An 18,249-nucleotide genomic window follows, 5' to 3' on the forward strand; every position below is an offset into this window, starting at 1 on the left:
AAACAGGAGATACCAACATGAACATGCTGGACACTGCCAAGACGTTCTTTGAAGCCTGCGAAACCGGCAAGGGTTGGGACGCCTGCGCACCCCATTGCGACGGGACAGCCACCTTTGCTTGCCAGGCTGAAGCGCTTGCCAACGTCACCACACTTTCCGGATATGCGGAGTGGATGAAAGGGCTACTGACCCCAGTCCCAGACGGGCACTACAAACTTAAAGGCTTTGCCGCCGACGAGGAACGAGGTGTGGTGATGGCGTTCGCCGTCTTCCACGGCACAAATAGCGGCGAAGGTGGCCCCGTGCACCCGACAGGGCAAGCCACAGCATCTGACTATGTTTACGCCATGGAATTCGCCGGGGGGAAGATTTCACATATGACGAAAATCTGGAACGACACTCACGCCCTGAAGGAACTCGGTTGGGCATGAACTGAATAAGTCACTCAAAGCAGGTCGACCAAAAATCGAACCTGCTTTGACGTTGGCGGCGCACTTTCGTTTCAGAATGTAGAAGTGCGTGAATGTTAATCAATGCTGCTCTAGGCCAACGCAATGAAAATTGGTTGGCGCAGTTGAGCGCTCGGTCACAATGCGATTCGCAAAGCAGCGCCATTCAGATCTCAATAAAAATATGCAATCAGGAAGGATGATTTCAAGCACATGGCTCGTTGGGCCAAGGACCCATGAAATACTGGTTGCGGGGGTAGGATTTGAACCTACGACCTTCAGGTTATGAGCCTGACGAGCTACCGGGCTGCTCCACCCCGCGACAGGCGCTGAACGTTCGTGCAGCGCTTGGTTGATATAGTGAGAGCCGTTCGGTTTGGGAACCCCTATTAGGGGCGAAACCTCGCTTTAGATCGGTAATTTTTGGCAAGTGGCGAGCCACTATCAAATGTACCCAGCAGCTAGACGCATCGGAGATGCTTCTGCATGGGGTTTGCCGTGCGGTGCTTACCGTGGCACGGGAGGAATGCTCCTCGTTGCCACCATGCAGATATTCTTGCCCGCTATCAGTTGTACCATCATCGCCTTCAATGAAGCGGACCGTATCGCGCAGACGTTAAGTGCTGCTGGGAAAGTCTGTGATGAAATAGTGGTTGTAGATTCAGGGTCCACAGACGGCACACAAACGATCTGCGAAAGCCTTGGTGCGCGTGTGGTTCACAATGACTGGCCGGGTTACGGACCACAAAAACGGTTCGCCGAAGATCAAGCTGCACACGACTGGATATTGAACCTCGATGCAGATGAGGTGCCGACACAGGAGTTGCTCGATGAGATTGCAACTTGGAAACGAACCGTACCGCAATTGTCTGGCTATCGTTTTAGACAAACAACCGTTTATCCCGGTAGGGCGAAGCCGCGCCCTTTTGCAGACCATCACACTTACGTCCGGCTCTATGACCGGCGCGTGATGCGGTTCAGAAATTCTCTCGTGCATGATGTCGTGGACAGTGACGGTCACGAGATCGGACGGTTCGAGGGGGATTGCCTTCATTGGTCGTGGCGTTCGCTGGACCATCTGGCGCGCAAGCTGGATGGCTACACGACATTGCAAGCCAAAGAGATCCGACGACCGGCGTGGAAGCTCTGGCTGCGGCGGCCCATCGAATACCCGGTGCTACTGTTTCGTTATGCACTTCTAAAGCGTCACATCACAGGTGGTCTCTATGGCATCCGCGCTGCTCACACGATAGCGAAAGGACGCGCGGCGCGGATACCTAAGATATTGGCGGCTCAGGCGAACGAGCGCGTTTAGACGGGTTTCACGAACTCTACCGCTGATCCGATTACCAGGGCGCCGGGAACCGTAACGCTTGCTGTAATACCGCCGTGGCCCCGCATTGCGTTATACCCACCAGCGCCTAGCAGTTCTTCCATGCGAGAACATGGCGCGCATATGCCCGTGCCTTGCAGCTGGACAGTTCCGACAGTGAAAGCGCGGTCTTTCAGCGCCAGAAGATTGATGCCTGATACGACTATGTTCCGGCGCAGCAATGCCGGATCGATCTCATCCAACCCTGACAGTGCCGCGATCGCTGCCAAATGTTCATATTGAATGAGCGTCACAGCTCGCTTGCCAGGTTTGGTCCGGCGATCCTGCGCCAATCCGTTTTCGGTAACGTCAGTTTTCTTCAGTGCGATCAGAGCCTCGCGGCGAGCCGGACGAACGCCGATCCACTCAACACGACCCGATCTTGGAAACTGCGCGGTCAATTCGGCAAGCGTTTTCATATCATCAGTTCCCGCACACGAAAGTAAACAGCGCCCAAAACGCGAAAAGCCCCCGATCACGAATGATCGGGGGCTTTTCAGAGTTTGTTGAGAGAATTTCATATGATGCGATTAGCAGACCTGGCAGCGACCTACTCTCCCGTGCCTTAAGACAAAGTACCATCGGCGCTGAGACGTTTCACTTCCGAGTTCGGGATGGGATCGGGTGCAGCCATCTCGCAAAAACCACCAGGTCAGCAAAGCGCATCATATGTTGTGAAACTGGAATTAATTGTTTGTCGGTGTGCCATCCCATTGGATGGCAGGAGATCATTGTTAATGAGAACGATCAAGCCAATCGAGCTATTAGTACTGGTAAGCTTCATACCTTACGGCACTTCCACACCCAGCCTATCAACGTCGTAGTCTTCGACGACTCTACAAGGGAATACTCGTTTCGAGGTTAGTTTCCCGCTTAGATGCCTTCAGCGGTTATCTATTCCATATATAGCTACCCTGCAATGCGGCTGGCGCCACAACAGGTCCACCAGTGATATGTCCATCCCGGTCCTCTCGTACTAGGGACAGATCCTCTCAATATTCCTACACCCACGGCAGATAGGGACCGAACTGTCTCACGACGTTCTGAACCCAGCTCACGTACCGCTTTAATTGGCGAACAGCCAAACCCTTGGGACCTGCTCCAGCCCCAGGATGCGATGAGCCGACATCGAGGTGCCAAACAACCCCGTCGATATGGACTCTTGGGGGTCATCAGCCTGTTATCCCCGGCGTACCTTTTATCCGTTGAGCGATGGCCCTTCCACTCGGGACCACCGGATCACTATGACCGACTTTCGTCTCTGCTCGACTTGTCAGTCTCGCAGTCAGGCTGGCTTATGCCATTGCACTCAACGTCCGATTTCCGACCGGACTGAGCCAACCATCGCGCGCCTCCGTTACTCTTTGGGAGGCGACCGCCCCAGTCAAACTACCCGCCACACAATGTCCCGGGCCCCGATAAGGGGTCGCGGTTAGATATCAATAATAATAAGGGTGGTATTTCAAGGATGGCTCCACGCGATCTAGCGACCACGCTTCAAAGCCTACCACCTATCCTACACATATTATCACTAATATCAGTGTGAAGCTGTAGTAAAGGTGCACGGGGTCTTTCCGTCTAACCGCAGGAACCCCGCATCTTCACGGGGAATTCAATTTCACTGAGTCTATGCTGGAGACAGCGGGGAAGTCGTTACGCCATTCGTGCAGGTCGGAACTTACCCGACAAGGAATTTCGCTACCTTAGGACCGTTATAGTTACGGCCGCCGTTTACTGGGGCTTCAATTCAAGGCTTGCACCTCTCCTTTTAACCTTCCAGCACCGGGCAGGCGTCAGACCCTATACGTCGTCTTGCGACTTCGCAGAGCCCTGTGTTTTTGATAAACAGTCGCTACCCCCAATTTTGTGCCACCATGAAAGACTTGCGTCCAACATGGTCATGCTTATCCCGAAGTTACGCATGCAATTTGCCGAGTTCCTTCAGCATAGTTCTCTCAAGCGCCTTAGTATTCTCTACCTGTCCACCTGTGTCGGTTTGGGGTACGGTCTATACGGTGGAGCTATTTCCTGGAACCGCTTCGCTGCCCACTCAATCCAATAAGAGTGAACCACTTACGCGATCCGTCACTACCACCAGGTACGGGAATATTAACCCGTTTCCCATCGACTACGCATTTCTGCCTCGCCTTAGGGGCCGACTAACCCTGCTCAGATTAACTTTAAGCAGGAAACCTTGGACTTTCGGCGAAGGGGTCTCTCACCCCTTTTATCGTTACTCATGTCAACATTCGCACTTCTGATACCTCCAGGACCCCTCACAGGTATCCCTTCACAGGCTTACAGAACGCTCCGCTACCGCGCATATAAATATGCACCCGCAATTTCGGTGTATGGCTTTAGACCCGATACATTTTCGGCGCAAAGTTCCTTATTTAGACCAGTGAGCTGTTACGCTTTCTTTAAATGATGGCTGCTTCTAAGCCAACATCCTGGTTGTTTTGGGAACTTCACTTCCTTTCCCACTTAGCCATAACTTGGGGACCTTAATTGGCGGTCAGGGTTGTTTCCCTCTCCACTACGGACGTTAGCACCCGTAGTGTGTCTGCCGAATAGTACTCCTCGGTATTCAGAGTTTGGTTAGGATCAGTAAGGCGGTAAGCCCCCATAGCCCATCCAGTGCTTTACCCCCGAGGGTATTCATTCGACGCTCTACCTAAATAGATTTCGCGGAGAACCAGCTATTTCCTAGTTTGATTGGCCTTTCACCCCTATCCACAAGTCATCCCCGCATATTGCAACATGCGTGGGTTCGGTCCTCCAGTGCATGTTACTGCACCTTCAACCTGCCCATGGATAGATCACTAGGTTTCGGGTCTAATCCAACAAACTAAACGCGCTATTCACACTCGCTTTCGCTACGCCTACACCTATCGGCTTAAGCTTGCTTGTTAGACTAAGTCGTTGACCCATTATACAAAAGGTACGCCGTCACCCATAAAGGGCTCCGACTGTTTGTAGGCATTCGGTTTCAGGGACTATTTCACTCCCCTTGTCGGGGTGCTTTTCACCTTTCCCTCACGGTACTTGTTCACTATCGGTCATGCACGAGTATTTAGGCTTGGAGGGTGGTCCCCCCATGTTCAGACAGGATTTCACGTGTCCCGCCCTACTCAAGGACAAAAAGAAGAATTACACGTACGGGGCTATCACCCACTATGGCTGTCCTTTCCAGAACATTCCGCTTGTCTTCAAATTGCCACTGGCCTGATCCGCGTTCGCTCGCCGCTACTAACAGAATCTCGGTTGATGTATTTTCCTACGGGTACTTAGATGTTTCAGTTCCCCGCGTTCGCTTCTTACACACTATGTATTCATGTGTAGATACTTCTCATTGAAACCGTTAATTCGACCACTTCGAGCTTGCGCCTGAAATGGTCAAAATAACGGTCTCTGAAGTGGGTTTCCCCATTCGGAAATCGCCGGATCAAAGCTTATTCGCAGCTCCCCGACGCTTATCGCAGCGTATCACGTCCTTCATCGCCTGTGCATACCAAGGCATCCACCAAACGCCCTTAAGACACTTGATCGTTCTCATTACCGATGACCACCTCCTGCGCCTTTTGAATTCGCAGGTGTGTTTCATCGACAAACAATCATTCATCGACACGCAACCCCGGATCTTTGTGCGTCACCAGGGTGCATATGTGTCGAAATGTTGATCAGGACTTGAGAGCGTGCCTGCTGGCACTATCCTGATCAACGAAAGACCAGTTTCACGAGATCTGAAGGACGGGCATGCGTTAGACACGCCGTTTCGTAAGGAAAGGCCGCCGGCTAAAAATAGCAGCCAATCCGGTCGATCAGATCTTCTCTTAACAATATTCTTGAACAGGCACATGACGAGCCGCGCGAACGCGGCAAACGACACGTGCAATAACGTATCTATCTTCTGGATGCATAAGACGTCCAAAGCAAAAAGCGATGGTGGAGCCAGACGGGATCGAACCGACGACCTGAAGCTTGCAAAGCTACCGCTCTCCCAACTGAGCTATGGCCCCATATCTTTTTGGAGCGCATGACGTTTGGAAGGTGGTGGGCCGAGGAAGATTCGAACTTCCGACCTCACGATTATCAGTCGTGCGCTCTAACCAACTGAGCTACCGGCCCAATTTCCATACTGGCCAACAGCACTCACGATGCGGGATAAGCCGCACCACGAGGAGTGGTATGCATCCGAGAAGAAAGAGAAACGAAGGGGGCGGGTTACCGCTCTGTGTAGTCAGCGATGTCAATCATGACTTGATTGCATCTTATGTTCCAAGCGTTCCAATAGCTTACCCAACGATCCAAGCCGAAACTTGTCCGAAGCGAAGTGGCTGAAGAAACATCCTTAGAAAGGAGGTGATCCAGCCCCAGGTTCCCCTAGGGCTACCTTGTTACGACTTCACCCCAGTCGCTGACCCTACCGTGGTCGCCTGCCTCCTTGCGGTTAGCGCAGCGCCTTCGGGTAGAACCAACTCCCATGGTGTGACGGGCGGTGTGTACAAGGCCCGGGAACGTATTCACCGTGGCATGCTGATCCACGATTACTAGCGATTCCAACTTCATGCTCTCGAGTTGCAGAGAACAATCCGAACTGAGATGGTTTTTGGAGATTAGCTCGACCTTGCGATCTCGCTGCCCACTGTCACCACCATTGTAGCACGTGTGTAGCCCAGCCCGTAAGGGCCATGAGGACTTGACGTCATCCCCACCTTCCTCCGGCTTATCACCGGCAGTCCCTCTAGAGTGCCCAACTTAATGCTGGCAACTAAAGGCGAGGGTTGCGCTCGTTGCGGGACTTAACCCAACATCTCACGACACGAGCTGACGACAGCCATGCAGCACCTGTATCCGATCCAGCCTAACTGAAGGAAATCATCTCTGAAATCCGCGATCGGTATGTCAAGGGCTGGTAAGGTTCTGCGCGTTGCTTCGAATTAAACCACATGCTCCACCGCTTGTGCGGGCCCCCGTCAATTCCTTTGAGTTTTAATCTTGCGACCGTACTCCCCAGGCGGGAAGCTTAATGCGTTAGCTGCGCCACCAAGATGTATACATCCTGACAGCTGGCTTCCATCGTTTACGGTGTGGACTACCAGGGTATCTAATCCTGTTTGCTCCCCACACTTTCGTACCTCAGCGTCAGTATCGAGCCAGTGAGCCGCCTTCGCCACTGGTGTTCCTCCGAATATCTACGAATTTCACCTCTACACTCGGAATTCCACTCACCTCTCTCGACCTCTAGACTGATAGTTTTAAAGGCAGTTCCTGGGTTGAGCCCAGGGATTTCACCTCTAACTTTCCAATCCGCCTACGTACGCTTTACGCCCAGTTATTCCGAACAACGCTAGCCCCCTTCGTATTACCGCGGCTGCTGGCACGAAGTTAGCCGGGGCTTCTTTACAGGTTACCGTCATTATCTTCACCTGCGAAAGAGCTTTACAACCCTAGGGCCTTCATCACTCACGCGGCATGGCTGGATCAGGGTTGCCCCCATTGTCCAATATTCCCCACTGCTGCCTCCCGTAGGAGTCTGGACCGTGTCTCAGTTCCAGTGTGGCTGATCATCCTCTCAGACCAGCTATTGATCGTCGCCTTGGTGAGCCATTACCTCACCAACTAGCTAATCAAGCGCGGGCTCATCTATCTCCGATAAATCTTTCCCCCGGAGGGCGTATGCGGTATTAGCACACATTTCTATGTGTTGTTCCGCAGAGATAGGTAGATTCCCACGTGTTACTCACCCGTCTGCCACTCTCACCGAAGTGAGCGTTCGACTTGCATGTGTTAAGCCTGCCGCCAGCGTTCGTTCTGAGCCAGGATCAAACTCTCAGGTTTGATCTGAGATTTGTTCCGGCTAAATCCTTCAATCCGAACCCTGCAAGCAGGGCACTCAATGGATTGAAGTGGTCACGCTTCCAGTCTTGCGACTGAAATTGTTGTCATCCATCCCGGCTGGGTTGGAGACAACGAATTGACGAGAACATTTTTTACACACCTGAGGACCAACCGAAGCCGGTCCTTTAGGTATTTATAACATTCTCGAAAAACGTGTCCGCCGAAGTCTCTTATCGAACGCATCTGGTAAAAGGAAATACCAGACCGTTCAGCAGCAACTCCGCCACCCACGTTTCTCTTTCTTCATATTAAATTATCAAATAACAGAAGCACCCAAGGGTGTTTCGTCGACCGAAGCAAGAAGTAGCCAAAGCTAGCCGCTTACCTGATCTAAGGTAGGTCTCCGCTTAGCGGCGCCTTTCCGGGGTTCCAAGTTGGCGCTGACTGTTTGGCTCGGAGCCGGTCAGTGCGTCGTTGGTGAGCGGGTTTTAGATCAGGACATCGAAACCGTCAACACGCTTTTTGAAACTTTTCGAACTTTTTTCAAAAAAGTTCTTCGAGCCTCTCAGAGGGCTTCAAAACCCCGTAAAACGGGGCTTTTCACTCTCGTGCTCGACTAAGGTGGGCAAGCGCCTGCCCTCTTTCAAGGCATTCAAGTTCAGGTCTGTAGGCTTCTAAACGGATCGATCGCTCTGAAAGCCGTATTTTTCATGGAATCGGCGATTCCAAACGCGTGTAAATCGACCAGAATTTTCAAATAATCCGACGCGATCTGGCCATCTTGTGCAGGCACGTCGTGTGCTTCACTCTATATAGGCGCAAAAAACGGGGCCTCATGGTCGATAAGAAGGCGGACAATTCGGTGCAAACGACAGAATCGGCTTCCAATGCCCGTCCTTCCGGGCAGCCCAGCCGCAGATCAGGTTCCGCACGCCTTCAATTGGGCAATATAGAGCCGTTGGTTTCCGGCCAGGGCAGACGCCGGCCGGACAGGCGTGGAGTTAGCCTCCGCTGGATGGCTGGATCGATTCTCACCGGCGTTACATCGATACTTCTTATGGGCGGCGCACTTCATGCAGCTCTCGATGGCCGCCAAAGCCTGGCGAGACCCGCTAGTTCCACCCCCACCGGCGACCTCGCACTGGATAAAGCAGGCGAAAAAGGCGACCGCCCTGCCCGATTGTTAGCGCTGAAACCGCTGAATGAAAAAATTCTTCAGGTTCCCACGGTCACCCGTGATGGAAACCGCAACGTTATTCGCAAACGCCCTTTCGCTTATGCGGAAGCTCCGCTGGCAATCGAAGCCGCCGATATTGGCGAATATCCCCGCTTTAACCCGCTTACCGTGTTCCGTGCTTCCGGCGTCGACAAACAGGTCGCGTCCAGCGACGTAATTTATGGCGCAGACGTGGAGAGCGAAGTTGCGCTTGAAACCGTCGCCTTTCCTTACACCCCCAACCTCTACGCCCGCACCACTGTCATTACCGACCGCGAAGCAGAGCTTTCAGTTCGGGAATCACTAGACTCTATGAAGGACGGTGAGGTCATGGTGACCGCGCTGGCCTATCTCGACACCGACCGGTTCGCACTTAAAGACACCGACATCGCACCACCTTCAGCACTCGATATCCGTATCGTGGCTGAAAACGTGTCCAGCGCCGCGCAAGATGATGCCAATGCCGGACGTAATTTTGTCGAACGGGTCGTGGTCAAGGAGAGCGACCAGACCATCGAAGCCGCTCTCAATGGCTTGCGCCTGAAACCGGCAGTGCTTGAACGTTTGCTCACCCCTCTCGAAGTCGACCTTGGCGATGTCGCCACCAGTGACAGATTGAAACTGCGCATAGCGTGGGAGCGGATGCCGGTGGAAACAGCATCCCTGCCCGGCGTCCAACTTGCCAGACCAACCCGCGAAGCACGTCGCATCAGCGTTTACCGGCGCGGCACCCATCTGGTGTCTTTTGCCATTGATGATGCCGACCGCGTTGTGCGTGCAGAAGCCCCTGCTGATATTCCAGCAACCGCTGCCGATGATGTGATTCCTGAAAATGACGTCCGCACCGTCGCCAACGCAAAACTGCCGTCTCTATATGACGGTCTCTACCGCGCCGCCATGAGCCAGGGACTGAACGCAGATCAGGCCCGCCGCATTGTCCGCACCGTCGCCTTTGATGTGGACTTCCGCCAGAAGGCTTCGCCGGACGACAATCTGGAAATTTTCTACTCACTTGATGAAGGCGAGACAGAAGCGTCGGAAAATTCCGAGATTCTGTTCATCGGCCTCACGGTCAAGGGACGCACCAATCGCTACTACCGCTTCAAAACCGGCGAGGACGGACAGGTTGGCTATTTCGACGAGAACGGAAAATCATCGAAGAAGTTCCTGCTTCGCAATCCTGTACCCAATGCCACCCGAATCGGCTCACGCTTTGGCCCCCGTCGCCACCCCATTTCGCGGGTTGTGAAAATGCACAATGGCGTGGACTTCCCTGCCCCCCGCGGCACGAAGATTATCGCTGCGGGCAATGGCGTGATTACGAAAATCGGTTGGAACAGCGGTTACGGTCGCAAAACAACGATCCGTCACGCCAATGGATATGAAACGACCTATAGCCACCAGCACCGTTTCACCCGCGGCATGAAGGTCGGCACGCGAGTAAGACTGGGTCAGGTCATCGGACAAGTTGGCTCTACCGGCTATTCCACCGGCCCGCATCTTCATTACGAGGTGAAGGTGAACGGTCGTTTCGTGAACCCGATGAAAATCCGACTGCCGCAAGGCAAGGTTCTGAAAGGTCTCGAACTTGCCGCGTTCAAACAAGAGCGCGAACGCATTGATGCTCTGCTCGACCGTGGTCGTAATGGCGGCACCCAGACGGTTGCAGCGTTGAACTAACCCGCTTCAGCCTCGCGCTCTTCCTTGCCGGACTTTGGCAAAGATGCCCAAGCGATCAGCGATGCGATAACGCACAAAACCGCCAATGCCAGACAAAGCGCGATCATGGCGTGGTCCATGGCGACTTTTTGCAAGCGCACAGCAGGCTCAACATAAAGCCCGCCTGTCAGCCGTTCGCCGAACCCGGTTTCCAACAAACCATCGCGCACGATCTCCGGCACGCTGCCTGCACGCACGATCAGCGCATAGACATAGGCTACCAAAGCACCAAGCCCGGCAATCGCAAACAGGTTCGCCATTCGCGCCACCATATTATTGATGCCGGAGGCCGACCCAACCTGACTGTCATCGACCGAATTCATGATAGCCGTGGACATGGGCGATGCGGCAAGACCCATGCCCACACCCAACAACGCAAGCGAAGGCAAAATACCGAGCCAGAACTGCTGGTAGAAAACTGCCGCCGCCAAAGCCAATGAAGACAGTCCTAAAACCACGCCTCCACTCACCAGCATCGGCAAAGTGCCAACCCTATCCGCCATGCGTCCGGCAAGCGGGGAGAAAATGGCGATGAGCGCCGACATCGGCAGGAACATTGCGCCCGCATAACTGGGCGGCAATTGCCATCCAACGATCAAAACCATGGGCAAAAAGAAAACGACGGCTGCGATGGGCATCCATGCCAACAGCGTAAAGAGGTTCGCCCCTGCAAAGGCGCGGTTGGCAAACAGTTGAACCGGAATGATGGGATGGCGCAGCTTGAGTTGCACAACCACGGTGACAGCGACAAGAACCAGCCCTGCGCAAATCATAGCGACCGCTAATCCGCCAGCATCTGATTCCCCCAGTGCGGTTAGCCCGCCTGCAAGCAAACCAAGTGACGCGACCGACAGAACAATTCCCGCCCAATCCACCGGCGCTTTCGGCTCGCCCGTTTCCACGTGGTCATCGCGCACCTTGGTGTAGAGCATCACCAACACGGCTGCGCCTAACGGTAGGTTGATCGCAAAAATCCACCGCCACGCGGAATTGTCGCCATAGGTGAGCAGCAACCCGCCCAACAGAGGCCCACATGCGGTGGTGATGGACGATGCTGCGATCCAGATACCCATCGCCGCGCCTCGTTCAGCACGGGGAACGTTTACGGCGATCAACGACATGGACCCGGGGATCATCACCGCAGCGCCGATGCCTTTCAACGCGCGAAATAAGATCAATTGCTCGGAAGTTTGAGCCACCGCACAGGCAAGCGATGCGATGACAAAAATTACGACACCGAATGAAAAGGCCCGTCGCACACCTATGCGGTCACCCAATGAACCACCCAGCATAATCAAAGCCGACAGCATCAATACATAAGAGCTGGCGATCCACTGCGCTTCAACGAAGCTTGCATCCAAAGCAACGCGCATTTGCGGAAGCGCGATGGCGACGATGGAACCATCAATAAAGCCCATCGCACTGGCCAAAATCGCAGAGGCCAGAACGAAGAAGCGGGGACTGTTGGCTTGTGTCGAAGCGACCGATGACGATTGGGTCACGCGCTGCCGATCAAGTCTTCAGGCCATCCATCTCCATAAACCCTGTCCCGGAACCTTTGTTCGTAAGCAACGAGATTCGAATGTTCTTCGACAATCGTTTTGCCAGGCGAAGGAAGATTGCAGGCCAACATGCCATGGAGCGCGCCCCAAATCGCAGCATCATAAGACGAAGGTTTTTCACCACCGAAGAACGGACGATCTGCGAGCAATTGCGAAATCGCTGCGAAATCCTCAAGTAGAAATTCGCGCAACTCGTCTTCACTGTGTCGACCGAGACCCTGCATGCGAACGGTCTTGGCCAACTGCTTGGCCACTAGGTTGAATACGAAGCCGCGCATAAATCCCGGCACGTCTGCGAAATACTCATCGCGAATGATGTCAGGATAAGTGCTCCAGCGAAAATGCATATTGATGAAGTAGGCGTGTTGCTCGATCACCCGTTGTGCCGCAACGCCAATGGCGCGGTCGTGGTCATTCATATGCCCATCGAAATCCACACCATGCACACGTTCCAAATGGTGTCGAATATGGTCGCTATCAGGAATTAACTGCTCACCGTCTTTCAAGACGGGAAGTTTGCCCTTTGGAGCCTTACGCACATCAGCAAACTCACGTTCGTATGGCAGGCCAGCCATCTGCAGCAACGCATCAGCTTTACAGGCGAAGGGACTGGCAAAGAGCGTTCCGCGAAAAGGGGAAAAGGTTTGAAGGATCAGCAAAGCGGCAAGCTCCAAATAGCGGCAGACCAACAGACGCTATCGCCAACTTGGTTGAACCACAACGCGCAGCCTATTCCGCAAATTCCACTGTCACGCCCTTGCGGACATTGGCGGCCAGTTCCCTTGCGTCCCAGTTGGTCAGGCGGATGCAACCATTGCTTTCCGTTTTCCCGATCTTGGAAGGGTCCGGTGTGCCGTGAATACCGTAGGTCGGTTTCGATAATGCGATCCAAACGCTGCCCACCGGGCCGTTGGGACCGGGAGGAATGCGTAGGATCTTGTCGTTCGTGCCCTGCTGGAAATTCTTCTTCGGATTGTAGGTGTATTCCGGATCAAGCGCGATGCGCGCCACCGAATGCTTGCCGGTCGGCGAAGGCGTTGAAGCAGAACCGATGGTCGCAGGATAAGCCACGATCAGCTTGCCGTTGCGATCATAGCCGCGAACCTGTTTGCGAGCCTTATCAGCCACGATGTAATGCACAGGCCGCTTCTTCTTGGCGCCGGGTTTCACCACGGTGATCGTAGTGCCGGGGCGGCGGAAATCGCGACCGGGATTGAGGCGCTTCAAAAAGCCCTCGCTCATGTGAAAACGCTCGGCCAGCATCTCGATCACATCGGTGTAGGCCAGCGATTGCAACTCGGCTTTGCGGGCATAGTCGATTGGGATGCGCGAAACGAAGGGGCCGGCAACATCCTTGCGGGTGATCGTGTAGCTGGTCAGCGCATCGCCGCCCGTCTGGGCCAAGGCCGTCTGCAAACCGATGGTTTTTGCAATGGGCAAGCTGCCTTTGGCTTCACGGTAGGCGTCCATCGCCTTGGCGACATTCGATCCCCATTGGCCGTCGATCACACCGGGCGAGAAACCCTCACGGTCCAACACCACCTGGAGTTCGGCCATTTGTGCTGCGCCGAAACGTGGCTTGGATGTTGTGGGGCTGATGGCGCGGTCGACCGGTTGCTGTTCAACTTCGGGCAGACGCGCAACTTCAATATCACGTTCAGGACTAGGCGCGGTAGGGCGGGCAAGCTCGGAGTCGGGATAACCATCATCACGACGCCAATCGTTGGGCGGGGCATCGCGACGGGCATCTCGGGAGCCGTCACGTTCATCAAGGTAGAAACCATCATCATTATCACGGCGCGGGCGACGGATCGTGTCGCGCTGGCGGCGGGGTGCGTCGAACAAATCGAAAAGACCGCCCAGCTCACGCTCAAGATTCGAGCGACGTGTTGCGCGGCGGATGGCTCGTTCCACACGTCGCGTTTCACGCGGTGAAAGACCGCGCCCGTTCTCGCGGGCAACAGCTTCGCCGGTATAGGGGTCGACGAGATAGCGACGACCGCGTTCGTCCACGAACAGATCGTAATCGCCTGATTGAATGGCGATCACCGGCGATGCAGCTTCGATGGATACCGTTCGCGGCATCGCATCAGCTTTGCTGAACAGCAGCACCATGGGTGAAATCGACAGGATCGCGGCAAACGCGAGGCTACGCAAAATCATGGTGCAGTCTCCGGTGAAACTCGAAACATACGCCCGTTCTTCACGGGTCATTCACCATTCAATACACCACGCAACATGAACGGAGCCTGAAGGGGCGATCACGCCGCTCTTTCAAAATGAAGTGAGAAACAAAAAGGGCGGCAATCTTGCGACCGCCGCCCTTCTCGTTGTTCCCGAATTATCGATTCAAGCCGCGCTCTGCTCATCATCAGCAGCAGGTGTTGTCTGCACCTCGAACGTGCCGTCGACAGGCTTGGGCTTGGAGCCTTTCACCCGAAACTGCAGCTTGTCGCTTCCCGACGTGATAGCGATTGTGTTGCCATCACCGATCTCACCGGCCAGCAACTTCTCAGCCAGCGGGTCCTGCACCGCAGACTGGATCACCCGCTTGAGTGGCCGCGCACCATAGGCCGGATCGTACCCCTTGTCCGCCAGCCACTGGATCGCATCGCCATCGAGTTCGATGGAAATCTTGCGTTCTTCCAGCAGCTTTTCGAGACGACGCAGCTGAATCTCAACAATCGCCGCCATGTTCGTCTTCTGCAGACGGTGGAACAGTATCGTCTCATCCACACGATTCAGGAATTCCGGGCGGAAAGAGGCTTTCACCACATCCATCACCACGTCGCGTACGCCGTCCACATCTTCGCCTTCACCCAGATTGACCAGATATTCGGAACCCAGATTCGACGTCATGATGATGAGCGTGTTGCGGAAATCCACCGTGCGGCCCTGTCCATCGGTCAGACGACCATCGTCCAAAACCTGCAACAGCACGTTGAAAACATCGGGATGCGCTTTCTCGATCTCATCGAAAAGCACGACCTGATAAGGACGCCTTCGCACCGCTTCGGTCAACACACCGCCCTCGTCGTAACCGACATAACCGGGAGGCGCACCGATGAGGCGGGCCACGGAATGTTTCTCCATGAACTCCGACATATCCATGCGAACCATCGCGCTGTCATCGTCAAACAAATAGTCCGCCAGCGCTTTGGTCAGCTCGGTTTTGCCAACGCCAGTTGGACCGAGGAAGATGAACGAACCCATGGGCCGGTTCGGGTCTTGCAAACCGGCACGTGAGCGGCGAACCGCTTTGGCCACAGCCTGCACGGCCTCGCCCTGCCCCACCACGCGGCGGGCCAACTCGTCTTCCATGGCCAACAGTTTTTCGCGCTCGCCTTCCAGCATTTTGTCAACGGGAATGCCGGTCCAGCGGGAAACCACATGGGCGATGGACGCGGGCGTCACCGCCTCATCCACCATCTGCGCCTCGTCTTCAGAACCTTCCGCTTCGGCGATCTGCCGTTCGAGCTGCGGAATTTCGCCGTAAGAAAGCTCGCCCGCACGACCAAGATTGCCCTCGCGCTGCGCGATTTCCAACTCGGACCGCGCGTGGTCGAGCTTCTCTTTCAGATCACGGGCAGAGGACAGCTTGTCCTTCTCCGACATCCATTTGGCCGAAAGCTCCTGCGCCTTGTCTTCAAGATCGGACAGGTCAGCTTCCAATTTTTCCAACCGGTCCTTCGATGCGGTATCGCTTTCTTTCGACAGCGCTTCGCGCTCAATTTTCAACTGGATGATGCGACGGTCTAGCTCGTCCAATTCTTCCGGTTTGGAATCCACCTGCATCCGCAACCGCGATCCGGCCTCGTCCATCAGGTCGATGGCTTTGTCCGGCAGAAAGCGGTCGGTGATGTAGCGGTTGGACAGTGTCGCAGCCGCCACCAGCGCGGAATCCGCGATGCGAACGCCGTGGTGCAGTTCATACTTTTCCTTGATGCCCCGCAGGATGGAAATCGTGTCTTCCACCGTCGGTTCGGAGATGAACACCGGCTGGAAACGACGGGCCAATGCCGCGTCTTTTTCAACGTGTTTGCGATACTCGTCCAAAGTGGTCGCGCCGACGCAGTGCAACTCGCCACGCGCAAGGGCCGGCTTCAGCAAGTTCGACGCATCCATCGCGCCGTCGCCTTTGCCCGCGCCAACCAGCGTGTGCATTTCGTCGATGAACAAGATGATGCCGCCATTGGCTGCGGTCACTTCCGACAGCACGGCTTTCAACCGTTCTTCGAATTCACCACGATATTTCGCGCCTGCAATCAGCGACCCCATATCGAGAGACATGAGCTGCTTGTCGCGCAGGCTTTCCGGCACATCACCATTGATGATGCGAAGAGCCAAGCCTTCCGCAATCGCCGTTTTACCGACGCCTGGTTCACCGATAAGCACCGGATTGTTCTTGGTCCGGCGCGACAAAACCTGCACGGCGCGGCGGATTTCCTCGTCACGTCCGATCACCGGATCGAGCTTGCCTTCACGGGCGAGCGCGGTGAGATCCTGCGCGTATTTCTTCAGCGCATCGTAGCCGTCTTCAGCAGATGCGGAGTCAGCTGTGCGGCCCTTGCGAACGCTTTCTATCGCCTGGTTCAAACCGTTGGCAGTAACGCCTGCAGCTTTCAGAATTTTATGTGTACCGGCGCCACTCTCCATTGCCATGGCAAGCAGAAAACGCTCCACGGTCACGAAACTATCGCCAGCTTTTTTGGCAACCTTCTCGGCCTGCTCGAACACCTTCGCCAGACCCTGACCAAGATAAACACCGCCGCCACCACCGGAAACCTTTGGCAGTTTCGACACGGCAGCCTGCGTTGCCATCAACGCAGCTTTGGCATCGCCACCAGCGCGGTCGATCAGTTGGGAGGCAAGACCCTGTTCGTCTTCCAGCAACACGCGCAACATATGTTCCGCAGTGAATTGCTGGTGCCCGTCGGCCAAAGCACGGGACTGTGCGGACTGCACGAAGCCGCGCATCCGTTCTGTGTAATTTTCGAGATTCATATCCAACATCCTGACACTGGCCGTTCACCCGAAGCGAAAACGGCACATTCGAGACAAGGGCTTCCGCAATCGGCAAGCCCGGTTCGAATGATATGTAGGAAGCGGAATTTCGAAATGAAGAGGGGCACGCTTCCAATCCGGAAACGCGCCCCACAAAATTCACACAGCTTGTTGAGCTGTTTCAGCCACCGCTAACGAAAGCGGGCAATTCGGCGGCATCATCGCTGGACGGCTCTTCGGTCTTGCGAGGGCGGCGGGCGCGACGGGGCTTGGGTGCCTCTTCTTCGCTGTCGCCATCATCAGATGATTTGGCTTCTGCTGCGGCAACGTCATCGCCGTCTTCTTCGCGGTTGCGCTTGGCACGACGCTTCGGTTTGACCGGCTTTTCGTCTTCATCGGACGCATCATCGCTGGCTGCAATATCGGGCTGCTGCTCTTCGCTCTGGTCACGGTTCTTTCTACGACCACGTGGCCGGTTATCTTCACCGTCCTCATCTTTGGAAGAATTGTCGTCTTCGTCGCGATCATCGCGGTTGCGGCGACGGCGTTTGTCGTCGTTGCGGGACCGGTTGTCATCGCCATCTTCATTGCTGGCCGGGCCATTACCCTGATTGTTCTGGTCCTGTCTGGCGTCTTGTTTCGCCTGGCGAGCCTGCTGCTCTTCGCGCTGCGCTTCCTGCACGGCCTGGGCTGCGGCAACCACCCGATTGTAATGCTCGGCAAACTGGAAATAGCTCTGCGCCATCACCGTATCACCAGCGGTCTGCGCGTCATTGGCGAGCGACAGATATTTTTCCGCAATATGGGCTGCAGTACCGCGGATACGCACATCCGGCCCGTTGCTCTCCATCGAGCGGTTGAGCTGGTTGCGGTTGTTGTTGCGGTTCTGATTCTGGTTGTTGTTATTGTTGTTACGGCCGCGACCGCGCTGCCGGTTTTGGGGCTGACCCTGTCTCATAAGAAACTTCTTCTTTGGTACGCCGCCCGAGCGATGATCGGGTGTCGGCGGAGAGGCCCACTCATAAAAGAGATGAGGCCGGGACTGGGATGATGTTCATCCCGCGGTATCGGTTCAATCGCCATAGC

Annotated in this window: 9 protein-coding genes, 3 tRNA genes and 3 rRNA genes; 3 read left to right on the forward strand and 12 right to left on the reverse strand. The window is 55.0% G+C overall.

Going from position 1 to position 18,249, the window contains the following annotated elements; all coding sequences use genetic code 11:
• Positions 1–17: 17 nt before the first annotated feature.
• Positions 18–431 (forward strand): nuclear transport factor 2 family protein, encoded by a 414-nt coding sequence (locus R2A130_RS14005; protein ID WP_009758450.1) that lies wholly within the window; start codon positions 18–20, stop codon positions 429–431.
• Positions 432–694: 263 nt separating this feature from the next.
• Here R2A130_RS14005 and R2A130_RS14010 read toward each other — a convergent pair.
• Positions 695–771, reverse strand: a tRNA-Met gene (locus R2A130_RS14010).
• Between the two features lie 204 nt (positions 772–975).
• Here R2A130_RS14010 and R2A130_RS14015 point away from each other — a divergent pair.
• Positions 976–1,764, forward strand: a complete 789-nt coding sequence (locus tag R2A130_RS14015) for a glycosyltransferase family 2 protein (protein WP_009758451.1) — start codon at positions 976–978, stop codon at positions 1,762–1,764.
• Here R2A130_RS14015 and R2A130_RS14020 read toward each other — a convergent pair.
• The 6 genes from R2A130_RS14020 to R2A130_RS14045 form a co-directional block, all read right to left on the reverse strand.
• On the reverse strand, positions 1,761–2,240 hold the full coding sequence (locus R2A130_RS14020; protein WP_009758452.1) for an MOSC domain-containing protein: 480 nt from the start codon (positions 2,238–2,240) through the stop codon (positions 1,761–1,763). The genes R2A130_RS14015 and R2A130_RS14020 overlap by 4 nt on opposite strands.
• Before the next feature lie 118 nt (positions 2,241–2,358).
• Positions 2,359–2,473, reverse strand: a 5S ribosomal RNA gene (rrf, locus tag R2A130_RS14025).
• A 91-nt stretch (positions 2,474–2,564) separates the two neighbouring features.
• Positions 2,565–5,369: ribosomal RNA gene (locus tag R2A130_RS14030) — 23S ribosomal RNA — on the reverse strand.
• Positions 5,370–5,764: 395 nt separating this feature from the next.
• A tRNA-Ala gene (locus tag R2A130_RS14035) sits at positions 5,765–5,840 on the reverse strand.
• 32 nt (positions 5,841–5,872) lie between these two features.
• A tRNA-Ile gene (locus R2A130_RS14040) sits at positions 5,873–5,949 on the reverse strand.
• 227 nt (positions 5,950–6,176) lie between these two features.
• Positions 6,177–7,662: ribosomal RNA gene (locus R2A130_RS14045) — 16S ribosomal RNA — on the reverse strand.
• The 16S, 23S and 5S rRNA genes sit together here with 2 tRNA genes alongside, the layout of an rRNA operon.
• A gap of 1,015 nt (positions 7,663–8,677) precedes the next feature.
• On the opposite strand from R2A130_RS14045, the gene R2A130_RS14050 reads away from it, so the two are divergent.
• Positions 8,678–10,558 carry a peptidoglycan DD-metalloendopeptidase family protein gene (locus tag R2A130_RS14050; protein WP_009758456.1) on the forward strand — a complete coding sequence of 627 codons (1,881 nt, stop codon included), beginning with the start codon at positions 8,678–8,680 and terminating at the stop codon, positions 10,556–10,558.
• Here R2A130_RS14050 and R2A130_RS14055 read toward each other — a convergent pair.
• From R2A130_RS14055 to R2A130_RS17760, 5 genes are all read right to left on the reverse strand, one after another.
• Complete coding sequence (locus tag R2A130_RS14055) at positions 10,555–12,099, reverse strand: MFS transporter (RefSeq protein WP_009758457.1); 1,545 nt, start codon at positions 12,097–12,099, stop codon at positions 10,555–10,557. The genes R2A130_RS14050 and R2A130_RS14055 overlap by 4 nt on opposite strands.
• A complete protein-coding gene (locus tag R2A130_RS14060) occupies positions 12,096–12,818 on the reverse strand; it encodes a glutathione S-transferase family protein (RefSeq protein ID WP_009758458.1) in 723 nt (240 codons plus the stop codon). Before R2A130_RS14060 ends, R2A130_RS14055 begins: the two co-directional genes overlap by 4 nt.
• 70 nt (positions 12,819–12,888) lie before the next feature.
• Positions 12,889–14,322: a L,D-transpeptidase gene (locus R2A130_RS14065; protein WP_009758459.1), complete on the reverse strand. Its 1,434-nt coding sequence runs from the start codon at positions 14,320–14,322 to the stop codon at positions 12,889–12,891.
• 186 nt (positions 14,323–14,508) lie between these two features.
• Positions 14,509–17,163: an ATP-dependent chaperone ClpB gene (clpB, locus tag R2A130_RS14070; RefSeq protein WP_009758460.1), complete on the reverse strand. Its 2,655-nt coding sequence runs from the start codon at positions 17,161–17,163 to the stop codon at positions 14,509–14,511.
• Between the two features lie 181 nt (positions 17,164–17,344).
• Positions 17,345–18,121, reverse strand: coding sequence for a DUF4167 domain-containing protein (locus tag R2A130_RS17760; protein WP_009758461.1), 777 nt, complete (start codon positions 18,119–18,121; stop codon positions 17,345–17,347).
• Between the last annotated feature and the right edge of the window lie 128 nt (positions 18,122–18,249).

Source organism: Ahrensia sp. R2A130 (assembly GCF_000179775.1).
Lineage (GTDB): Bacteria > Pseudomonadota > Alphaproteobacteria > Rhizobiales > Rhizobiaceae > Pseudahrensia.

Bases quoted from the DNA above. Each gene is read 5' to 3' on its own strand.
- R2A130_RS14005 (WP_009758450.1), top strand. From the start codon at position 18: ATGAACATGCTGGACACTGCCAAGACGTTCTTTGAAGCCTGCGAAACC.
- R2A130_RS14015 (WP_009758451.1), top strand. From the start codon at position 976: ATGCTCCTCGTTGCCACCATGCAGATATTCTTGCCCGCTATCAGTTGT.
- R2A130_RS14020 (WP_009758452.1), bottom strand. From the start codon at position 2,240: ATGAAAACGCTTGCCGAATTGACCGCGCAGTTTCCAAGATCGGGTCGT.
- R2A130_RS14050 (WP_009758456.1), top strand. From the start codon at position 8,678: ATGGCTGGATCGATTCTCACCGGCGTTACATCGATACTTCTTATGGGC.
- R2A130_RS14065 (WP_009758459.1), bottom strand. From the start codon at position 14,322: ATGATTTTGCGTAGCCTCGCGTTTGCCGCGATCCTGTCGATTTCACCC.
- clpB (WP_009758460.1), bottom strand. From the start codon at position 17,163: ATGAATCTCGAAAATTACACAGAACGGATGCGCGGCTTCGTGCAGTCC.
- R2A130_RS17760 (WP_009758461.1), bottom strand. From the start codon at position 18,121: ATGAGACAGGGTCAGCCCCAAAACCGGCAGCGCGGTCGCGGCCGTAAC.